Annotated in this window: 15 protein-coding genes and 1 pseudogene; 10 read left to right on the top strand and 6 right to left on the bottom strand. The window is 71.1% G+C overall.

Annotated features, from left to right (window positions below):
* Window positions 1–447 precede the first annotated feature (447 nt).
* The 9 genes and pseudogenes from AB0J04_RS19080 to AB0J04_RS19040 all read left to right on the top strand — a co-directional run.
* Window positions 448–1,785 (top strand): hypothetical protein, encoded by a 1,338-nt coding sequence (locus AB0J04_RS19080; RefSeq protein WP_363169643.1) that lies wholly within the window; start codon window positions 448–450, stop codon window positions 1,783–1,785.
* Window positions 1,786–1,848: 63 nt separating this feature from the next.
* The gene (locus AB0J04_RS19075) at window positions 1,849–2,274 is read left to right on the top strand and encodes a phage tail protein (RefSeq protein ID WP_363169642.1); all 426 of its coding nucleotides are present in this window, start codon (window positions 1,849–1,851) and stop codon (window positions 2,272–2,274) included.
* Window positions 2,275–2,331: 57 nt separating this feature from the next.
* A complete protein-coding gene (locus AB0J04_RS19070) occupies window positions 2,332–3,057 on the top strand; it encodes a peptidase M23 (protein WP_363169640.1) in 726 nt (241 codons plus the stop codon).
* On the top strand, window positions 3,057–4,967 hold the full coding sequence (locus tag AB0J04_RS19065; protein ID WP_363169639.1) for a VgrG-related protein: 1,911 nt from the start codon (window positions 3,057–3,059) through the stop codon (window positions 4,965–4,967). Before AB0J04_RS19070 ends, AB0J04_RS19065 begins: the two co-directional genes overlap by 1 nt.
* Before the next feature lie 85 nt (window positions 4,968–5,052).
* Window positions 5,053–5,496: a GPW/gp25 family protein gene (locus AB0J04_RS19060; RefSeq protein WP_363169638.1), complete on the top strand. Its 444-nt coding sequence runs from the start codon at window positions 5,053–5,055 to the stop codon at window positions 5,494–5,496.
* Complete coding sequence (locus AB0J04_RS19055; protein ID WP_363169637.1) at window positions 5,496–7,454, top strand: putative baseplate assembly protein; 1,959 nt, start codon at window positions 5,496–5,498, stop codon at window positions 7,452–7,454. The genes AB0J04_RS19060 and AB0J04_RS19055 overlap by 1 nt, the downstream gene beginning before the upstream one ends.
* Complete coding sequence (locus AB0J04_RS19050; RefSeq protein WP_363169636.1) at window positions 7,451–8,008, top strand: phage tail protein; 558 nt, start codon at window positions 7,451–7,453, stop codon at window positions 8,006–8,008. The genes AB0J04_RS19055 and AB0J04_RS19050 overlap by 4 nt, the downstream gene beginning before the upstream one ends.
* A complete protein-coding gene (locus AB0J04_RS19045; protein WP_363169635.1) occupies window positions 8,005–9,339 on the top strand; it encodes a zinc ribbon domain-containing protein in 1,335 nt (444 codons plus the stop codon). Before AB0J04_RS19050 ends, AB0J04_RS19045 begins: the two co-directional genes overlap by 4 nt.
* Window positions 9,340–9,501: 162 nt before the next feature.
* A pseudogene (locus AB0J04_RS19040) lies at window positions 9,502–9,873 on the top strand (GtrA family protein); the annotation flags it as partial.
* Window positions 9,874–9,925: 52 nt separating this feature from the next.
* Here the strand turns inward: AB0J04_RS19040 and AB0J04_RS19035 are convergent.
* From AB0J04_RS19035 to AB0J04_RS19025, 3 genes are all read right to left on the bottom strand, one after another.
* Window positions 9,926–10,306, bottom strand: coding sequence for a hypothetical protein (locus tag AB0J04_RS19035; protein WP_363169695.1), 381 nt, complete (start codon window positions 10,304–10,306; stop codon window positions 9,926–9,928).
* Window positions 10,307–10,554: 248 nt separating this feature from the next.
* A complete protein-coding gene (locus tag AB0J04_RS19030) occupies window positions 10,555–10,821 on the bottom strand; it encodes a hypothetical protein (RefSeq protein WP_363169694.1) in 267 nt (88 codons plus the stop codon).
* A 319-nt stretch (window positions 10,822–11,140) separates the two neighbouring features.
* A complete protein-coding gene (locus AB0J04_RS19025; RefSeq protein WP_363169634.1) occupies window positions 11,141–12,538 on the bottom strand; it encodes an LCP family protein in 1,398 nt (465 codons plus the stop codon).
* Between the two features lie 321 nt (window positions 12,539–12,859).
* Between AB0J04_RS19025 and AB0J04_RS19020 the strand changes: the two genes are divergently transcribed.
* A complete protein-coding gene (locus tag AB0J04_RS19020) occupies window positions 12,860–13,678 on the top strand; it encodes a lipase family protein (RefSeq protein ID WP_363169633.1) in 819 nt (272 codons plus the stop codon).
* A gap of 114 nt (window positions 13,679–13,792) precedes the next feature.
* Here AB0J04_RS19020 and AB0J04_RS19015 read toward each other — a convergent pair whose 3' ends face one another.
* The 3 genes from AB0J04_RS19015 to AB0J04_RS19005 all read right to left on the bottom strand — a co-directional run bounded on the left by AB0J04_RS19015 (window position 13,793) and on the right by AB0J04_RS19005 (window position 17,571).
* The gene (locus AB0J04_RS19015) at window positions 13,793–15,505 is read right to left on the bottom strand and encodes a lysyl oxidase family protein (RefSeq protein WP_363169632.1); all 1,713 of its coding nucleotides are present in this window, start codon (window positions 15,503–15,505) and stop codon (window positions 13,793–13,795) included.
* 216 nt (window positions 15,506–15,721) lie between these two features.
* Window positions 15,722–16,636: a hypothetical protein gene (locus AB0J04_RS19010; RefSeq protein WP_363169631.1), complete on the bottom strand. Its 915-nt coding sequence runs from the start codon at window positions 16,634–16,636 to the stop codon at window positions 15,722–15,724.
* Window positions 16,637–16,716: 80 nt separating this feature from the next.
* A complete protein-coding gene (locus AB0J04_RS19005; RefSeq protein WP_363169630.1) occupies window positions 16,717–17,571 on the bottom strand; it encodes a hypothetical protein in 855 nt (284 codons plus the stop codon).
* Window positions 17,572–17,696 lie beyond the last annotated feature (125 nt).

Here is a 17,696-nt window from a genome sequence, read left to right as displayed (position 1 = left end):
CCCCGCACGGAAACGACCTCGGCCGTGCAGCGGACGGCAACGGCCCCCCGCTCGCCTTCCACCCCCGCCGTGAGCCCTCACTCGGGTTCGGCCTCAAGCGAGCGCGGCCGTACCTCGCCCCCGGCCGTGGTGCAACGCGCCGTGACGGCACCCGCTCCGATCCCCGGCCCCGCCGCAGCATCGGCAGCCCCCCGTTCGGCCCCCGCCCCCGGCCCGGCCCCGGCCTCGACCTCGGGCTCCGGCGACGCAGGCCGTCCGTCGTCCCCCGCCGTGCAGCGCGCGGTATCGCCACCCCGCTCGGGTTCCGCCTCAAGCGAGGGTGGCCGTACGTCGTCCCCCGCCGTGCAGCGGACGGCAACCAGCTCAACATCCGCCTCCGCCCCCGCTGCGACCCCGACCCCGGTCGCCCCGGCCGGCCCCACCCGACCCGTCGCCGCAAGCGGTTCAATGCCGACGCCCCCCAGCCCGGAGACCCCCGCACCCCCCACGCCCCCTGCCGCCAACTCCCCTGTTCACAGCACCAGTTCCACGCCACCGTCGTCCGCGACGAGCGTCCAGCGGGCGGCCGGCACCACCGCGCCCACCCCCCGACGTCGTGCGGGCCTCGGCGCCCCCACGAGCCTCCCCCTGGACCGACCGCGTCCGACGACACCTCCCCATGCGAACCCCGCGGGCCCCACCCCCGGCACCCCGAGTTCACGGACGGAGTCGCTCCCCCCGCTCCAGCGCTCCACCCCCCTCGGCGCCCCCGTACAGCGCGCCGCGGCACCGACGCCTCCCGCGCCGCCCTCCCGCCCCGCGCCCGCGCGCCCCGCACTGGGCAGCCCCCTCTCCGTCCGCCCCGCCGACGCCAAGCCGCTCGCCGCTCCGAGCGCCGCCCCCGTCACGCCCAAGGCCGACGCCCCCCGTACGACGACGCCCCCCACGCCCCCCGTCGTACAACGCGTCGCCGCGACACCCACGGCGCCCCAACTCCCGGGCCCCGTCTCCTCCATCGCCCCCTTCGCCCCCTTCGCCCCCGTCGCGCCGACCGCGGTGCCGCTTCCCGCCCCGGCGACACGAACCAGCACCGCTTCCCCCACCAGCTCCGCAACCCGCGCGGTCCGCCCGACGACAGCGACCGGCAAGTCCCCCATGTCCCTCTCCCCCTCCGTCGTACAGCGCCGCGCGGCCACCGCACCCGTGCCACTGCGCCGCCCCGCACCCGGCGCACCCGCAGGCCGCCCCGTGGCCCGCCCGTACTCGACGTCCTCGACCGCACCCGCACCCGCACCCGCAGCCACCCCCGCAATCCCCCTCCCGAGCGTTGCAACGCTCCCCCCGGGCGCCCATCTCCCCGCCACACCGCTCCCGCTCCCGCTCCCCGCCACACCGCTCCCGCTCCCGCTCCCCGCCGCACCGCGCCCGCCGGCTCAGTCCGCCGCCCCCGCTGTCTCCGCTCCCCCCGCCATCCAGCGGCGTGCCGCAGTCGCGCCCACCCTCCCGGCCGCCGCCACCGCGCCACCCCCCGCTTCCCCGAAGGCTCCCCGCTCCGCCGCCGCCACGTCACCCCCCACCTCCGAGAAGGCTCCCCGCTCCGCCGCCGCCACCGGCGACCAGAGGTGCCCGTACCCCTCCTGCCCGACGCATGTCGAGCCGCTCCCGGCGTTCGACGCCCGCTCGCTCAGCGACTCCCAGCTCGACGAGCTGACGCACCGCCTGACCGGTCGCATCACCCGGCTCCTCCGCACCGAACTGCGGCTCGACCGCGAACGGATCGGCAGGCTCCGCGACCCCCGCCGCTGACCCGACCGGCGCCCCTCCCGCCCCACTACCCCTCCGCACTCCCAGAAAGGCCAGGCAGCTCCGATGCCCTCCGATCTCGACCCGGGCTCCACGATCTTCTTCACCCTGACCATCGACGGCGAGAGCCTCGGTTACTTCAACGGGTGCGAGGGACTCTCGTCCCAGGTGGAGATCGAGCACCGCCAGGAGGGCGGGAACAACGGCTTCGTCTGGGCGCTGCCGTCCCGTGTGACGTTCTCCAACATCCGGCTGACCCGGCCCCTCACCCCGGACACCGCCAAGGTCGCCAAGTGGATCTCCTCGATCACCACCGGGGTGACCCGGCCCACCGCCCAGATCGCGGCACTGCGCGCGGACGGCTCGGAGGTCGCCCGGTGGGGCCTGATCGATGTGCTGCCGGTCAGCTGGCAGGGGCCGTCGCTCAACCCGGACAGCCCGGGCGTGGCGACGGAGGTCCTGGAGATCACCCACCACGGCTTCACCGACTGACGACCAGGACGAGCACGGCGAGCACGACGACCAGCACAAGGCAGGGAGTGACAGGCCATGGCCAAGGGAAGCAAAGGCGGTGCCGGCAAGAGCCTGGTCCGTGCCACCCTCGCGATCCACGAACCGCCGGTGGGCACCAGCACCACGCCCGGCGGGCTGATCAAGTCGTTCGGGTTCGACTTCAACCCGGCGCAGCTCCAGCTCGGCCGCAAGGCCCAGTGGAAGGTCACACCGACCGCGGCCGTCCGCGACGGCTCCGTACCGGAGTTCATGGGTCCGGAACCGCGTCAGATGACCGTGGAGATCTTCCTCGACTCCTCCGACCAGCCCGGCAGCAACACCGTCCTGAAGAAGGTCGAGTCGCTGCTGGAGTGCTGCGAGGTGACGACGAAGAGCATCGCCGCCAAGCAGCCCTCGCCGCCGTGGGTGGTGTTCCAGTGGGGTTCGTTCTCGACGGCCCGCTTCACCGCCTACGTCAGCAGCATCGACGTCACGTACTCCCTGTTCGGCACGACCGGCGTCCCGATCCGGGCGACGGCGCAGGTGCATCTGCACGAGATCCCCAGCAAGACGAAGGGCCAGAACCCGACCTCGGGCGCTCTGACGGCCCAGCGCGTGCACCGCGTCGTCGCCGGCGACTCGCTCCAGTCGCTCGCCTGGCGCGAGTACGGGGACGCGTCCGCCTGGCGGTCGATCGCCGAGGTCAACGGCATCGACGACCCCTCCCGACTGCCGACCGGCATCGAGCTCGTGATGCCGGCCGTAGAGGAGGTGCGCTACTAGTGGTCCAGTCCGCGTTCTCCAGTGTCATCCAGGTCACGCTGGGCGGCCGTCCCCTCCCCGTCGACTTCGCGCCGCTGCTCGTCGAGGGCTGGGTGGACCAGGGTCTCGGCGTCCCGGCCGCGTTCCGGCTGACGTTCCGCGACCCGTACCGCCAGGTGCTCGGCAAACTGGGCGTCAAGTTCGGCACCCCGGTGGTCCTCGCGCCGATCGCGGACGGCAAGGGCGCCGGCGACCCGCTCCTCACGGGCGAGGTCTGCGGCATGGAGGCGGACTACGACGGCACCGGCACCTTCACGGTCATCCGGGGCTACGACCTGGGCCACCGGCTGATGCGCCAGCGCCGGGTCGCCGCCTACCGCAACCAGAGCGCCTCGGACATCGCCCGCAAGCTGGCCGCGCAGGACGGCGTCCCCGTCGGGAAGATCCAGTCGACCAAGACCGTCTACGAGTTCATCAGCCAGGCCAACGTGACCGACTGGGACTTCCTCGCCCGGCTCGCCGACGAGAACGAGATGGTCATGTCGGTCGACTCCAAGGGGAAGTTCCAGTTCCTCAAGCCCGACCCGGCCTCGGGCGCGCCGCCCACCTCCACGCCCGGTGAGAAGAGCCCGTTCGTCATGGAGGCGGGCACCGACATCCTGCGGCTGCGGGCCGCCGTCACCGCCGCCGAGCAGGTCGGGACCGTCGAGGCGCGCGGCTGGGACGTGACGACGAAGAAGAAGCTGACCGCGACCGCGCCCGCGAAGACCAACCCCGGCATCAGCATCGGGACGACGCCCGGCGAGGCCTCCGCCAAGTTCAAGCCGGCCAAGCTGGTCGACGCGCAGACGCCGTACGACCGCCAGTCGGAGGTGAAGTTCGCCGCCGAGGCGCTCGCGGACGACGTCACCGGCTCGTTCGCCGAGCTGGAGGTCGTCGCGCGCGGCACCCCGAAGCTGCGCCCGGGCCTGCCCGTCACGCTCGCGGACGTCGGCGCCCCCTTCGAGGGCAAGTACACCGCGACGTCCGTGCGGCACGTGTTCGGCGACGGCAAGCACTACGAGGCCTGGGTCACCGTCAGCGGGCGGCAGTGGCGGTCGCTGTTCGGCCTGACCTCGGGCGGCGGGGGCGGCGGCGCGGCGAGCGGCCTGAACCTGCCCGGCACCACCAACGCGCTGGTCACGGACGTCCAGGACCCGCTCAAGCAGGGCAGGGTCAAGCTCCAGTTCCCGTGGCTGGACGACGTCTACATCAGCGACTGGACGCGGGTCGTGCAGTGGGGCGGCAAGGCCGGCGGCTCCATCTTCCCGCTGGACGTCGGCGACGAGGTGCTGGTCGGCTTCGACCGGGGCGCCCTCGACCACCCGTATGTCATCGGCGGCCTCTACAACGGCAAGGACAAGCCGACGCCGGTCAAGGACGTGCCGCTGCACGACGGGGCCCGGCGGCGCGCCGTCCGGCACACGCTCTCCGACCGCGACGGCAACCGTGTCGACCTGCTCAGCCAGACCACCGGCGGCCGCAAGCAGGGGGTCCGGGTCACCTCCGGCGACGACCGGCTCGTCATCAACCTGGACCGGACGAAGACCGAGATCACCATCGACAGCAAGGGCACGGTCAGCATCAAGGGCAGCCGGGCGGTGTCCGTCGAGGCCGGCACCGACCTCACGCTCAGCGCCCGCCGCAACCTCACCATCAAGAGCGGCGCCCTGCTGACCATCCGGGGCAGCTCGGTCAACGTCAAGTCGCTGACGGGCGTGCTGTCGGTGGACTCGGCCGGTCTGCTCAGCCTCAAGTCGGCCGGCGCGGCGATGGTCAGCTCGCTGGGCACCGTCCAGGTCAACGCCACCGCCAACGTGGGCATCCGCGCCGCGACCCTGATGCTCCAGGGCGTGGTGATGGTCAACAGCAAGCCGTACCCGCTGCCATGACGGCCGAGAGAAACACCGAGACGGCCGGGATCACCGGAAAGCGAAGCGGGATCACCGGAAAGAGAAGAAGGCAGGTGGCCGTCTGATGGCCGAGCAATTCGTCGGATCGGGCTGGGCGTTCCCGCTGCGCATCGGCCCCACCGGTGGCATCGCCCTGGTCAGCGGCGAACGCGAGATCGAGGAGGCCATCCGGCTGATCCTCGCCACCGCCCCGGGCGAGCGCCCGATGCGCCCGGAGTACGGCTGCGCCATCCACGACCTGGTCTTCGCCCCGGTCAACGAGGCGACGGCCGGCCGCATCCAACACGAGGTGTACACCTGCCTGGACCGCTGGGAACCGCGCATCGAGGTCAACGACGTCGAGGTCACCGCCGGCGCCGAACAGGGCGTGCTCTTCATCGACGTCCGCTACTCCATCCGCGGCACCAACAACCCGCGCAGTCTCGTCTTCCCGTTCTACGTCATTCCGTCCCACGACGAGCCGGATCTCCCCGGCTCCTCCGGTACGGCTTCCGAAAGCGACCGCTGATGGCCCTGCCCTCCCCGAACCTGGACGACCGCCGCTTCCAGCAGTTCGTCGACGACGCCAAGCGCTACATCCAGCAGCGCGCACCGGAGTGGACCGACCACAACGTCTCCGACCCGGGCGTGACCCTCGTCGAGACGGTCGCCCACATGGCCGACCAGATCGTCTACCGCCTCAACCGCGTCCCCGAGAAGAACCATCTGGCCTTCCTGGACCTGGTCGGCATCCGGCTGTTCCCGCCGTCCGCCGCGCGCACGGAGGTGACGTTCTGGCTGTCCGCGCCGCAGGAGGAGCCGGTCCTGCTGCCGGTGGGCACGGAGGTCGCGACGGTCCGCACGGAGAGCGAGGAGGCGGTCGTGTTCGCGACGGAACGCGAACTCACCGTCGTGCCCTCCTGGTTGAAGCATCTCGTCGTGCAGCACCGGGGCGAGCCGGTCACCGACCGCACCACCGACCTCGCCGAGGCCAAGGACCTGCTCTGCTTCTCGGAGGCCCCGCAGCCCGGCGACTGCATGCTGTTCGGCCTGAGCGCCGCCGTCCCGCACTGCGCGGTGGCCCTGGAGCTGGACAGCCGCGTCGACGGCGTCGGCGTCGACCCGCGCCAGCCCCCGCTGGTCTGGGAGGCGTGGACGGAGGACGGCTGGCAGAGTTGCGAGATCGACCGCGACGGCACCGGCGGCCTCAACCGCCCCGGCGAGGTCGTCCTGCACATCCCCGGCGGCCACGTGCTGTCCCGCTCGGGCGGCCACGAGGCCGGCTGGCTGCGCTGCCGCGTCACCGACCCCCTCCCCGGCCAGCCCTTCTACACCACCTCCCCGACCGTGCGCTCCGCCGAGGTCTTCACCGTCGGCGGCACCGCGCCCACCGTGCACGCCGAGACGGTCGAGGACGAGGCCCTCGGCGAGTCGACGGGCCTGCCCGGTCAGCGCCTGGCCCTCGTCCACACCCCCGTGGTCGGCGACGACCCGCCGCTCCTCCTCCAGACCGCCGAGCACGAGGGCTGGACCGACTGGCAGGTCGTCCCGCACTTCGCCGCCTCCGGCCCCGAGGACCGGCACATCACCCTCGACGCGGCGACCGGCGAGATCGCCTTCGGCCCGTCCGTCCGCGAACCCGACGGCCGGCTCCGCCAGTACGGGGCCGTCGCCCCCAAGGGCTCGGTCATCCGCGCCCGCCGCTACCGCACGGGCGGCGGCCGGGCCGGCAACGTGGCCCGGGGCACGGTCCAGGTGCTGCGCACCTCCATCCCGTACGTCTCGGAGGTCGTCAACCGCGAGGCCGCGCGCGGCGGCGTGGACGGCGAGACGGTCGAGGAGGCCAAACTCCGCGCCCCGATCACCCTCCGCGCCCAGGAACGAGCGGTGACCCTGCGCGACTACGAGGAGTTGGCCCGCCGCGCCGCCCCCGAGACGGCCCGCATCACCTGTCTGGAGGGCGAGCCGGACGAACACGGCTCCTACGCCGTAAGGGTGTTGGTGGTCCCGCAGGCGGTCCCGGACCCCGGCGGCCGCCTCCGCTTCGAACAACTGGTCCCCGGCGACTCCCTGTTGGACCGCATCACCCGCCATCTCGACGAACGCCGCCTGATCGGCACGAGGTTGGCGGTCGGCCCCCCGTACTACCAAGGCGTCACCGTCGTGGCGACGGTCCACGCCTTCCGCGGCGTGGACACCGACCGCGTCCGCCGCCAGGCCCACGACGCCCTCTACCGCCACATCGACCCGCTGACCGGCGGCGCGGACGGCAAGGGCTGGCCGTTCGGCCGCCCGGTGCAGGCGGGCGAGATCTTCGCGGTCCTGCAACGCGTCCCGGGCGTCGAACTCGTCGACCAGGTCATGCTCCACCCCGCCGACCCCCTGACGGGCAAGCGCGGCGAGGCGACCGACCGCATCGACCTGGCCGCCCCGGCCCTCGTCTTCTCCTACGACCACCGGGTCCGAGTGATCGGGGACGGCGCATGAGGGGCTCGGTCGACGGCCTCGGCTCGTCCGCCCCCATCGGCGCGATGCTGCCGGCCGTCTTCGCGGACGACGACCTGGCGCAACGCTTCGTCGCGGGCCTGGACGAGGTCATGGCCCCCGTCCTCAACGTCCTCGACTGCCTGCCCGCCTACTTCGACCCGGCCCTCGCCCCGGTCGACTTCACCCGCTGGCTGACGGGCTGGGTGGGCGCGGAGACGGACGGCACGGAACCGGAAGCGCGCCTGCGGGCCGCCGTCGCGGCCGCCGCCCACCTGCACCGGGTCCGCGGCACCCGCCGGGGCCTGTCGGAGGCCGTCCGCCTGGCCTTCGGCGTGGAACCGGACATCTCCGAGAGCGGCGGCGCGTCCTGGACGGCCCGCCCGCTCGGCCCGTTCCCCGGCGCCCCCCGCCCCCACCTGCACGTCACGCTCCGACTCCCCGACCCGCACCCCGCGGACGAACACCGCCTGGACGCCCTCGTGGCCGCCGCCCGCCCCGCTCACATGCCGTACACGGTCACAGTGACCGCCGCCGAAAGGACCCCGGAAAAATGACCACCCAGAACTGCCCCGAGTGCGGCACGCCGGCCGAGCCCGGCCAGGCGTTCTGCGACGCCTGCGGGGCCGTACTGAGCTGGACGGACCGGACGGACCGAACCCCGGCACGGGCGAGCACGGCGGCGGCCGCGGACACGGGCACGTCCTCCCCGCCCCGGGAACCCGCCCCAGCCCCGACGGCGGCCCCGACACCGGCCGCCCCCACCCCCGCCCCGACGGCGGCCCGCCCGGCCGACGACGACCACGACGACCACGACTCGGACGACGAGGACACGACGGAAACCCCGCTCCCGGCAATCCCCCCGGAAGACCCCGCAACGCCGACACCGGCACCGGCACCGACGTCGGCACCGACGCCCGCTCCCGCCCAGGCGGCGGCCGCTCCCACGGCGCCCCCGGCCCCCGCCGCTCCCACCGCCGACGATGACGAGGCGATGGCGGCGCGGGCCCGCTCTCTCCTCGTCCCGGTCGCCGACACCGAACCCCGCCCCACCCCGCCGCCGTCGGTGGCCCCGGTCCTGCCGGGCAGGCCGGTCGCGGACCGGCCGCAGGTCCGCGCGCCGGGTCCGGTCCAGGGCGAGATGCACGGCGTCGCCTGCCCGTGGTGCGCGACCCCGAACAACCCCGACCGGCACTACTGCATGCGCTGCGCGATGCCGATGACCCTGGAGGACCGCTCCACCCTGCGCCTGCCGTGGTGGCGCCGCCTGTTCAACCGCAACGGCGAGACCCCCTGGGCGGGCGACCGCCCGCGCCTGCGCCGCACGTTCGACCGGATCGTCACATGGGTGGTCGCGGCGGTCGTCCTCACCCTCGTGATCCTCGCGGCGGTGAACACACCGGCCGCGATCCAGGCCACGAAGGACCACTTCGCCAAGCGTGCCCCGGTCTTCGCGGACTCGTACGCGGCCTCGCGCTCCTACCCGGGCCACAAGCCCGAGCTGGCCTTCGACCGGATCAACAACACCTGGTGGGGTCCCGGCGTCTCGGAGTCGGGCGCGGGCGAGTGGATCGAGGCCCGCTTCGACGAGCCGATCCGCCTGCTGGACGTGGTCATCACCTCGGGCACGACGACCCGCCCCGACCAGTTCACCCAGTCGGCCCTCCCGCACCGCATCAAGGCGACGATCACCTTGAAGGACGGCAAGATCACAACGCGCGAGATCACCCTCGACCAGAGCGCGGGCGGCCAGCCGCGCTCGTTCCGCGTCGGCGACGTGAGCAAGGTCCGCTTCACGATCGAGTCGTCGTTCCTCGCCTCGGGGAGCAAGCAGGTGGCGATAGCGGAGATCGAGTTCTTCGGCAGGTCGAGCGCGAACTCGACGTGACGGACAGGTAGGCGAGACGGACTGGACGAGACAGCCGGCCGCAGGGATGGAACGCGGCCGGCTTTCTCACGCGAGGAACATGTTTGCGTAACTCAAGCAACAGCTTTATAGTTGCCTAAGTTAAGCAACCGACTCGCGGACTCGCTGCGGAAGGACCTCGCCATGCTCGCCTCCTTCATCCGCTTCGTCGTCTTCGGCGGCGGCACCGGAGTACTCAGCAGCCTGGCGGTCCCGGTCCTGGCCACCCAGATGCCCTGGACCCTGGCGAACGCTCTGCTCACCATCGCCTCCACCCTCCTCTGCACAGAGCTCCACGCCCGCTACACCTTCCGCACCGGCCGCGCGGGCCGGCGCCGGCACTGGCAGTCGGCGGGCTCGGCGGCAGCGGCCTACGCGGCGACGAGCATCGCGGTCCTCACCCTCCACGCACTCCAGCGGTCCCCCAGCATGCTGACGGAACAGCTGGTCTACCTCTCGGCCTCGGCCCTGGCCGGCATCGCCCGCTTCCTGCTCCTGCGCCTGGTGGTCTTCGCAACCGGGCGAGTAGTCGGCATGCCCCCCACCAAGATCCTCGAACCCACCGTCCTCAGCGCGAGCCGGAGGCCTTCACCGAGCGGGGGTTCAGCGTCACCGGGCAGGAATTCCACAGGGCCACGCCGGCCGCGAGCAGTTCCAGGACCGCACGCTGCTCGGCGGGAGTCCACTCGGCGGACTCGCCTCCGAAGAGTTTCTCGTAGGCGCTGTTGTGCGGCTCTTCCTGATGAGGAAGTGCGTGGGGCGCGTCGAGGCCTCGGGCCAGGTCCTCGAAGAAATTCCATGCCTCCAGCACCGCGCCCGGTGGCAGTTTTCGGCGGGACGGATCCTCGAGCCAGTGTTGGACTCGGGCCAGTTCCAGCACCTCCGGCTCGAAAGTGTCCGGCTTCCGGCCTCGTCGGCTCGCGTACACCCGCGCCTGCCGGACGGTCACGAACAGGGGCACCTGTGGGCCGGCACCCGTTTCCGCAGGTAGAGCGAATAAGCGGTGTAGTTCGTCGTCCCGCCCGGCGAGCCACAGGACCACCCCGCTGCGCCCTCGCCCGCGCACCCGGTACGGATAGGGACCGTAGGCCCGAGCACCGCTTCCGGGCGCGAATATGTCTGCCGTTCCGGTCTCCGTCACGCCGTCACATTGACACGGTCCGTGAGATCCGTCGCGGCAATTATCGGCGGCTCGGTTTACGGGACCTTGAACTCGATCTGGGCGATGGCCGGTCCGTCGCCCGTGACCTGGCCTTCGCCGATCTTTTCCGTCCAGGAACCGTCCTTGTGGAGTTTCGCCAGAACAGTGGAGGAAAGGCTGACGGTGATCTGGATGCCGCCCTCGGGCGCCGGTGCGCGATCAATACTCACTTCGTGGCTCATACGGACGACGCTACCTCCAACAACTCCCGCACCAATGACTGTTGAGGTTTTATCCAAAGTAATGGCGTATGCGTCGATCACGCACCCGCTCCCGTCCCCGCCGCCCTCGCCCCCTCCACCGGGATCTCCGCCTGCGCCACGGGTCGTCACCGAACTGCCCCTGCCCACCCGATCGGAGTCGGGGCGAACGAAAGAGTCCCACCCCGCCTGAAGCGGGGTGGGACTCGATCTCGTTCTCCATGGAGCGCCGGGCAGGCCTTGCACCTGCATCTCCCCGCAGGAAGCGGGGCATCTTTCCTTGGACGACCAACGCATGAGGTTCGTTCACCGTTTTGCTTTCCGGTGACCGGCTCAAGATCAAGCTTACCCCACGGATGAGTCGTACATGACCACCGTTCGATCAGGCGACGGAGTCGACCTTCAACTCCGGTCCCACGACCAGGGTGATGACACCGGCCGCGGCCGAACTGTCCGCCGTCGCCTGGAGGCCGGGCAGTCGGGAGGCGAGGACGGCGGCCTTGGCGTCGAGGCCCGTCGGGTAGGTGACGGTCGTCTTGGTCACCGTCGCGGGCGCGTTGCCCGTGCCGATGACGGTGTAGCCGGCCTTGGTCAGCTTCTCGGCGACGGCGGCGGCGCGTCCGGAGACCCCGGTGCCGTTGAGGACCTGGACCCTCACGGAGGAGGCGTACACCACGTTCTTCTTCAGCGCGTCCAACTGCGCCTTGGTGACCTCCTTGTCCTTGGCCAGGGAGGTGAAGAGGTTCGCGGCCTGCGGGTACTGCCAGACGACGTTGGCCTTGTCGGCGGGCTGGTCGGCCTCACGCCCGTAGTTGGGCACGGTCAGGAAGCTCAGCCGGTCGCTCGGAATCCCCTTGAGCTCGTTGGCGAGCCCGGTCAGCGGCTGGATGCCGGCCATGTCGGGGTCGGTCGTCAGCGACTTGGTGGCGGACTGCAGGAAGCCGAGCATCGCGCTGGGGCTGGTGAGCTTGGACTTGGCCTTCTTCGCCAGGGCGTCCATGAACTCCTGCTGGCGGCCGATGCGTCCGATGTCGGAGTTGTCGCCGACGCCGTAGCGGGCGCGGACGTAGCCGAGGGCCACCTCGCCCTTGACGGTCTGACAGCCGGCGTCGATGTTCAGGTTGGCCTTCTCGGAGCGGATGGCCTGCTCGGGGCAGACCTCGATGCCCTCCAGCGCGTCGACCATGCCTTTGAAGCCGGAGAAGTCGACCGACATGAAGTGGTCTATGCGCAGGCCGGTGTTGGACTCGACGGTCTTGATGGAGCAGGCGGCGGCCTCGGCGACCTTGCCGCTGCTGCCGCCGATCGCGAACGCCTCGTTGATCTTCGCGTGGTGCAGGGAGGACGAGTTGCCGTCGCCCTTCTCGCAACCGGGTATCTCCACCCACGAGTCACGCGGGAAGGACACGACCGAGGCCCACTTACGGTCCGCCGGTATGTGCAGCACCATCAGCGTGTCCGACTGCATGGTGGTCAGGTCCTTGCCGTACTTGGCGTTGGCGCCGTCGCGGCTGTCGGAACCGACGATCATGATGTTCTTCGAGCCGGGGCTCAGGTTGACCGGGCGGTCCTCGCCCAACTTGTCGTCCACGTCGGCCGAGTTGATGTTGTTGTTGAGGTCGTTGTAGACCCAGGCGCCGACCCCGCCCATCGCGAGGAGCACGACGGCGGTCACGCCCGCGCTCCACGCGAGGATCCGTCCGCGCCGGGTCAGCCGCGTGCCGCCGCCCTTGGCTCCGGCCGCCCTGCCCCTGTTCCCCCGGCCGGACGTCGCCTCCACCGCAGGCCGTCCACGCCTTCTCGTTCCGCTCACCGGCGCTCGCCCCTCCGCTTCGGCCGTCTCACCCCGTACACCGCGCTCGGATCGTCGGCGTTGGTCACCGCCGAACGACGGAACCCTACATGCGTGTAGGAATACGTCCGAGAAGCACAGGCGACTCAGAAGACTCACGGAGTCACACAAGGGTTGCCCCCCGCGCGCCCCCGAACTGCCCTCGCACGCCCGCCGTCCGCCCCACGTCAAAGCGCGGCCCACGAGCACCGGACGACAAGGATCGACGAGCACACGTCCACCCCCGCTCGTTCGTCGGAAGGTTCATCCGTGGCTGCCCCCGCGCCCCTCGACCACTCGGCCTCCGGTTACTCCGTCGCGCACGCCTACTGGCTGGCCCAGGCCGCCCGCGCCGCCTACAAGTCGCCGGAGGAGGCCGAAGACCTCTCCCGCTCCTGGGGCTTCGACCGCTTCCGCCACTTCTCCTCGCCCCACACCATGCCGTTCCCGATCGACGACACCCAGGCGTACGTCGCCGCGAGCGACCGGATGGTCCTGGTGGCGTTCCGCGGCACCGAGCCGCAGAACCTGCGCGACTGGCTGAGCGACGTCAACACCCCGCCCGTGCCCGGCCCGGCGCAAAAGGGGTTCGTGCACTACGGCTTCCACCGGGCGCTGGACGTCGTCCACCCGCAGGTCCGGGACACGATCGCCGAGTTCAAGGACGACGGGCAGACGGTCTGGTTCACCGGCCACAGTCTCGGCGGGGCGCTCGCCATGCTGTCGGGGGCGCGCATGCACTTCGAGGCCCCGAACCTCGTCCCGCACGGCGTCTACACCTACGGCCAGCCCCGCACCTGCGATCCCGCCCTGGCCAAGGCCTACGACAGCGCGCTCAAAGGCCGCACGTTCCGCTTCGTCAACAACAACGACATCGTCCCGCAGGTCCCGCCCACGCCCGCCTTCCAGCACGTCGACGCGGTCCGCTACTTCGACTCCGCGGGCAAGCTCCACGACCGTATGCCCGCGCTGGGTCTGCTCACCGACAAGGTCAAGGGCGCGACGGCCGATCCCTTCGCGCCCGCGTCGGACGGCGTGCGCGACCACTTCATGGACGCCTACGTCACGCTGCTGGAGAGGAACCTGTAGGGGGACCCGGCTCGGAACCACCCCGCACGACGAAGGCGGCGATGTGGTGGGTGGGGCAGCGGCCCCCGGTCCGCGCGGGCGGGCCGGGGGCTGCCGGCAAGTGAGACGGGTCGGTTACGGGGCGTTGATCAGGTCGACCGGCGGGACCGACACCGTGCGGGCGCCCTCGGTGCCGCCGAGGACGACCTTGCGGAGGGAGACGTTGTTCTTGGTGCTGGTCTCCTGGAGGCGGTTCGCCGGGTTGGCGATGACCTGGATGTAGTAGGTGCCGTTCGGCAGGTCGGTGATGTCGAAGGACTGGCCGGGACGGTACTGGGTGTACGTGTCACCGGAGCCGACGTCGAGGACCTCGCGCACGGAGATGGAGTTCTGCTGGCCGCAGGCGGTCGACAGATCGGTGTTGTAGGGGTGCCAGTTGGCGTTCTTCACGGTGTAGTCGACGGCGTCGGTGTTGGCCAGGCAGAAGGCCTCCTTGCCGCTCTTCACGATGTCCTTCTGGTCCGCGGACAGCAGGTGGTAGCTGGCGAAGTCCGTGAAGTGCCAGTGCTCGTGCCCGATGCGGGGGTCCCACTCCATGGTGCCGGCCGGGGTGTAGCCGATCTGCTTGCCGGCGGCGTCGTAGAAGTACTGGTACGAGTCCATCAGGTCGGCGCCGGGCTGCCGGAAGCCGTCCACGACGAGCGGGGCGGGGCCCGCGTTCCAGACGTTGGCGCTGAAGGCGAGGTAGTCCTTGCCGGGCGCGTCGCCGTCCTCCCCGTCGGTGACGGCGATGTCCCAGGCCGGCAGCGAACGCAGGTCCGGCTTGGGCACGTTGGCCGGGAGGCCCGCCCGGCCGGTGGGCCGCTGGGCGTTGGCCTTCAGCCCGGGCGCGATCCGGGAGCCGTCGGTGTGACCGGCGCCGTCACCGAGGTGGTGGGCGAGACCGCGGTCCTCCAGGGCGTGGGAGAGCGCGGAGGGGGTGGGGGCGTCGGCGCCGCGGGGACCGTAGTGGTGGTTGCCCCCGGGTGCGCCCATGGCTCCGGCGGAGTGCCCGCCGTGGGCCGACGAGGAGGACGATGACGACATGGGCGAGCGCCGGCCTGCGCCGCCCTCGCCGCCGCCTTCCTCTCCCTCGTCGTACTGCCGGACCGTCACCTTGATGGTCTGCCGGTCGTTCGGCATCCCGAACAGGTCGCGGTACTTCTTCGCGACCGACACCTCGGCCGTGTACTCGCCCACGGGCAGGTCGATCTGCCGGTCGTAGTCGACGGCGGTGGTGTTGGCCGCCCAGCCCTTCTCGACGCCCCACACCGAGCCGAGCGTGAACGGGTTGGTGGGGCAGCTCTCCGGATAGTGCGAGGTCGCCGGGGCGTCCGGACGCAGCCGCCCGGAGGCGTTGTTGGGGCAGAACGCACCCGTGGTCTTCTGCACCTCGGCCCCGGACGCGTCCTTGACGGACACCTCCAGGAAGCCGGGCAGGCCGCTGAAGTCCTTGACGGTCCCGGCGGGCAGTGTCTTCGTCTTCACCTTGGAGCCGTCGCGCAGGATCTGCTGGGCGACGACCGGGTCCTTGTACGACTTGCGCGTCACCTTGAACTCGAGGGGCGCGTTGTCGACCGTGACGTACGTGCCGAGGTCGAAGTCGATGTTGAACCCGCCCTCCCACTCGTACCGGTCGAGGACCACGGACTTCGAGGCGGCGACGAGCTTGAGCGTCGGCACGCCGGGTGTGCTCGCGGGCGCCGCGCCGGCGCCGGGAGCGGCCCCGGCGACGGCGACGACGGTGAGCGCGGCCCCCGCGGCGAACGCCGCACGCTGAAGGCCCTTGCGATGGTGCTGTCTGGTCATCGGTTCCTCGTCTGCGAGTGCCATGGTCAGTGGCATCGGACTGGACAGCCCACGGCCGACCACTTGCACGGACGCACCCCACGCGCCCCGGCCAAGACTGTGAGCACCCTGTGAGAGGCCCAAATCGTTGTCCGGGGTTGCCTGTTAAGAAGAAAAGCAACCTTGTGGGTGACGAGACGACAGTGCAGGGCGCTCGCTGACGAGCAAGGGTCGAGGTCAGTGGTTGCGGAGGACGTGAATGAGCCCGTCGGCCGCTTCCAGCTTCCGCTCGCTGTCCACCAGCGCGCCGGTGAGCCGGGCGATCTCCGTCGATGTCTCGGTGCGCAGGGCCGCCAACGCCGCCTCGGCCTGCTCCCGCGCCCGCTGCTCGAACCGGCCCCACTCGTAGTTGGAGTGGTACTGCCAGGTGATGAGCTCCTTCTCCTCCTCGACCAGATCCAGTTTCTCCTTCGTCAGGTCGTGGAGCTGCTGCCGCAGTGCGGCCACCTGGCCGTCCATCAGGTCGTACTGCCGGCTGAGGTGCGCGAGCTTCTTCTTCAGTCCGGCGTTGTCGTCGCGATCCTTCTCGAGTAACGCCTTGAGGCGTCGGATCTCCGCCTTGAGGTGGGACCGCTCGTCCAGCAGCTCGCGGAATTCCTCCTCCGTCTTCCCCGCATGTGTTTCGAGGCTCGCGATGATGTCCCGCAGGCCTTCCTTCGCGGCGTCCAGCTCATGCCGAGGGGCGTCCGGGGACGGGAGCTCGAAGTCGGCGGGCGGTCGCGACGGCGCCCGCTGCGGATACGGCGCCGGCGACGGCCGGGGCTTCAGACGACGGCTCTGCTCCTGAAGTCGCGACAGCCGGGTCCACTCCTCGGACCACCTGGTCAGACGCGGGTCGTTCACACCGATCCGCTGCGTCGCCGCACCGTCCCCGTCGGCGATCAGGATGCGAACCAGGGTGATCAGGGAGTCGCGCTGGGGCAGCCGCTTTCCGCTCAGCGCCTCGCCGATGTCTGCCTTCGACAGCTCGGCGGGCCTCGCGCGTCGGACGATCTCCGCGTGACCGGGACGGCCGCACGCAAGGTAGAGATCGTTGAGTTCCGAGGCGAAGGCAGCGAGTTCGCCGTCGAATGAACCGTTCGAAATGCTCACGTTCCCCCCTGCTGAAGCGTGGCCCCATGCTAGGACGAGGCCACGCGACGCAGGGCGGGTTCATGCGAGCGTGGTGGTGGTCAGAGGCCGTAGCGGTTCTTCAGGTGGCGCCAGAAGTCACGGAGCATCCACTTGTCGAACTCGGTGATCTGGGTCGCGCTGCCGGCGTTCATGATGAAGCAGCACTGGCCGGTCGGGGTCCAGTCGTAGAAGTCGTCGAGGCCGAAGGTGTGGCCGACTTCGTGCAGGTAGATGTGGATGTTCTCCTGGTTCACGACGGACGTGAAGTACTCCTGGCCGACGCGCTGGCCCCAGTCGCCGCCGGCGCCGCCCTGGAAGCCCTTGGTGAGCCAGAGGGACTGGTCGTAGTGCCGGGCGGTGCCGCCGGGGCAGCGGGAGTAGTTGCCGTCCTGGTGGAAGAAGCGCCCGCAGTCGGGGGCGCACTGCGGGGCGCCGGCGTCGTCGAGGACGTTGGTGTAGACGTCGACCGAGTTGTCGGTCCACTGGAGGGTGGCGCGGTTCTTGACCGCCCAGCCGACGATGTTGACCGGGACCGTGGCGTACGGCCAGTTGTTGTAGCCCCGGCCGTTCTCCACCTGCGCGGCCATCCACTTGGCGAACTGCTTCTTCAGAGCCGCGTGGATCTGGTCGCGCAGCCCCGTGCTGACGGGGGCGTCCGACTCCCAGCGGACGCAGTAGTTGATGCTGCCCCGGTTGGCCATGACCTGGTCCCAGCCGTAGTTGCGGAAGCCGTAGAGGTCGGGGTAGGTCGTCGAGACGTGGTTCCAGACCTGGTGCAGCGGCTGGACCAGGTTCGACGGCGGGCTCCACTCGTCGGCCGCCTCGGCGCGGGGAGCGGCGACGCCGGTCGAGTGGAAGAGGAACGCGGCGAGCGCCGCGAGGACGGTGAGCAGTCTTGCGGGTTGCCTGTGCACGGTGAACTCCTCGTGTGGGGTACGGGATTCACTAGTGCCGCGGCAGGCAACGTTCGCCCCGTCGCGACGCCCGGCACGCACTCTCGCCGCACCGGCCGAAAGCCCAAGTACGTCCAGTACGAGGA

Source organism: Streptomyces sp. NPDC050263, from assembly GCF_040655955.1.
In the GTDB taxonomy this organism is placed as follows: domain Bacteria; phylum Actinomycetota; class Actinomycetes; order Streptomycetales; family Streptomycetaceae; genus Streptomyces.
This window is presented reverse-complemented; position numbering and strand designations above follow the sequence as displayed.

Coding starts and splice junctions, on each gene's coding strand:
- AB0J04_RS19075 (WP_363169642.1), top strand. CDS start 1,849: ATGCCCTCCGATCTCGACCCGGGCTCCACGATCTTCTTCACCCTGACC.
- AB0J04_RS19015 (WP_363169632.1), bottom strand. CDS start 15,505: ATGACCAGACAGCACCATCGCAAGGGCCTTCAGCGTGCGGCGTTCGCC.
- AB0J04_RS19050 (WP_363169636.1), top strand. CDS start 7,451: ATGAGGGGCTCGGTCGACGGCCTCGGCTCGTCCGCCCCCATCGGCGCG.
- AB0J04_RS19055 (WP_363169637.1), top strand. CDS start 5,496: ATGGCCCTGCCCTCCCCGAACCTGGACGACCGCCGCTTCCAGCAGTTC.
- AB0J04_RS19080 (WP_363169643.1), top strand. CDS start 448: ATGCCGACGCCCCCCAGCCCGGAGACCCCCGCACCCCCCACGCCCCCT.
- AB0J04_RS19060 (WP_363169638.1), top strand. CDS start 5,053: ATGGCCGAGCAATTCGTCGGATCGGGCTGGGCGTTCCCGCTGCGCATC.
- AB0J04_RS19070 (WP_363169640.1), top strand. CDS start 2,332: ATGGCCAAGGGAAGCAAAGGCGGTGCCGGCAAGAGCCTGGTCCGTGCC.
- AB0J04_RS19045 (WP_363169635.1), top strand. CDS start 8,005: ATGACCACCCAGAACTGCCCCGAGTGCGGCACGCCGGCCGAGCCCGGC.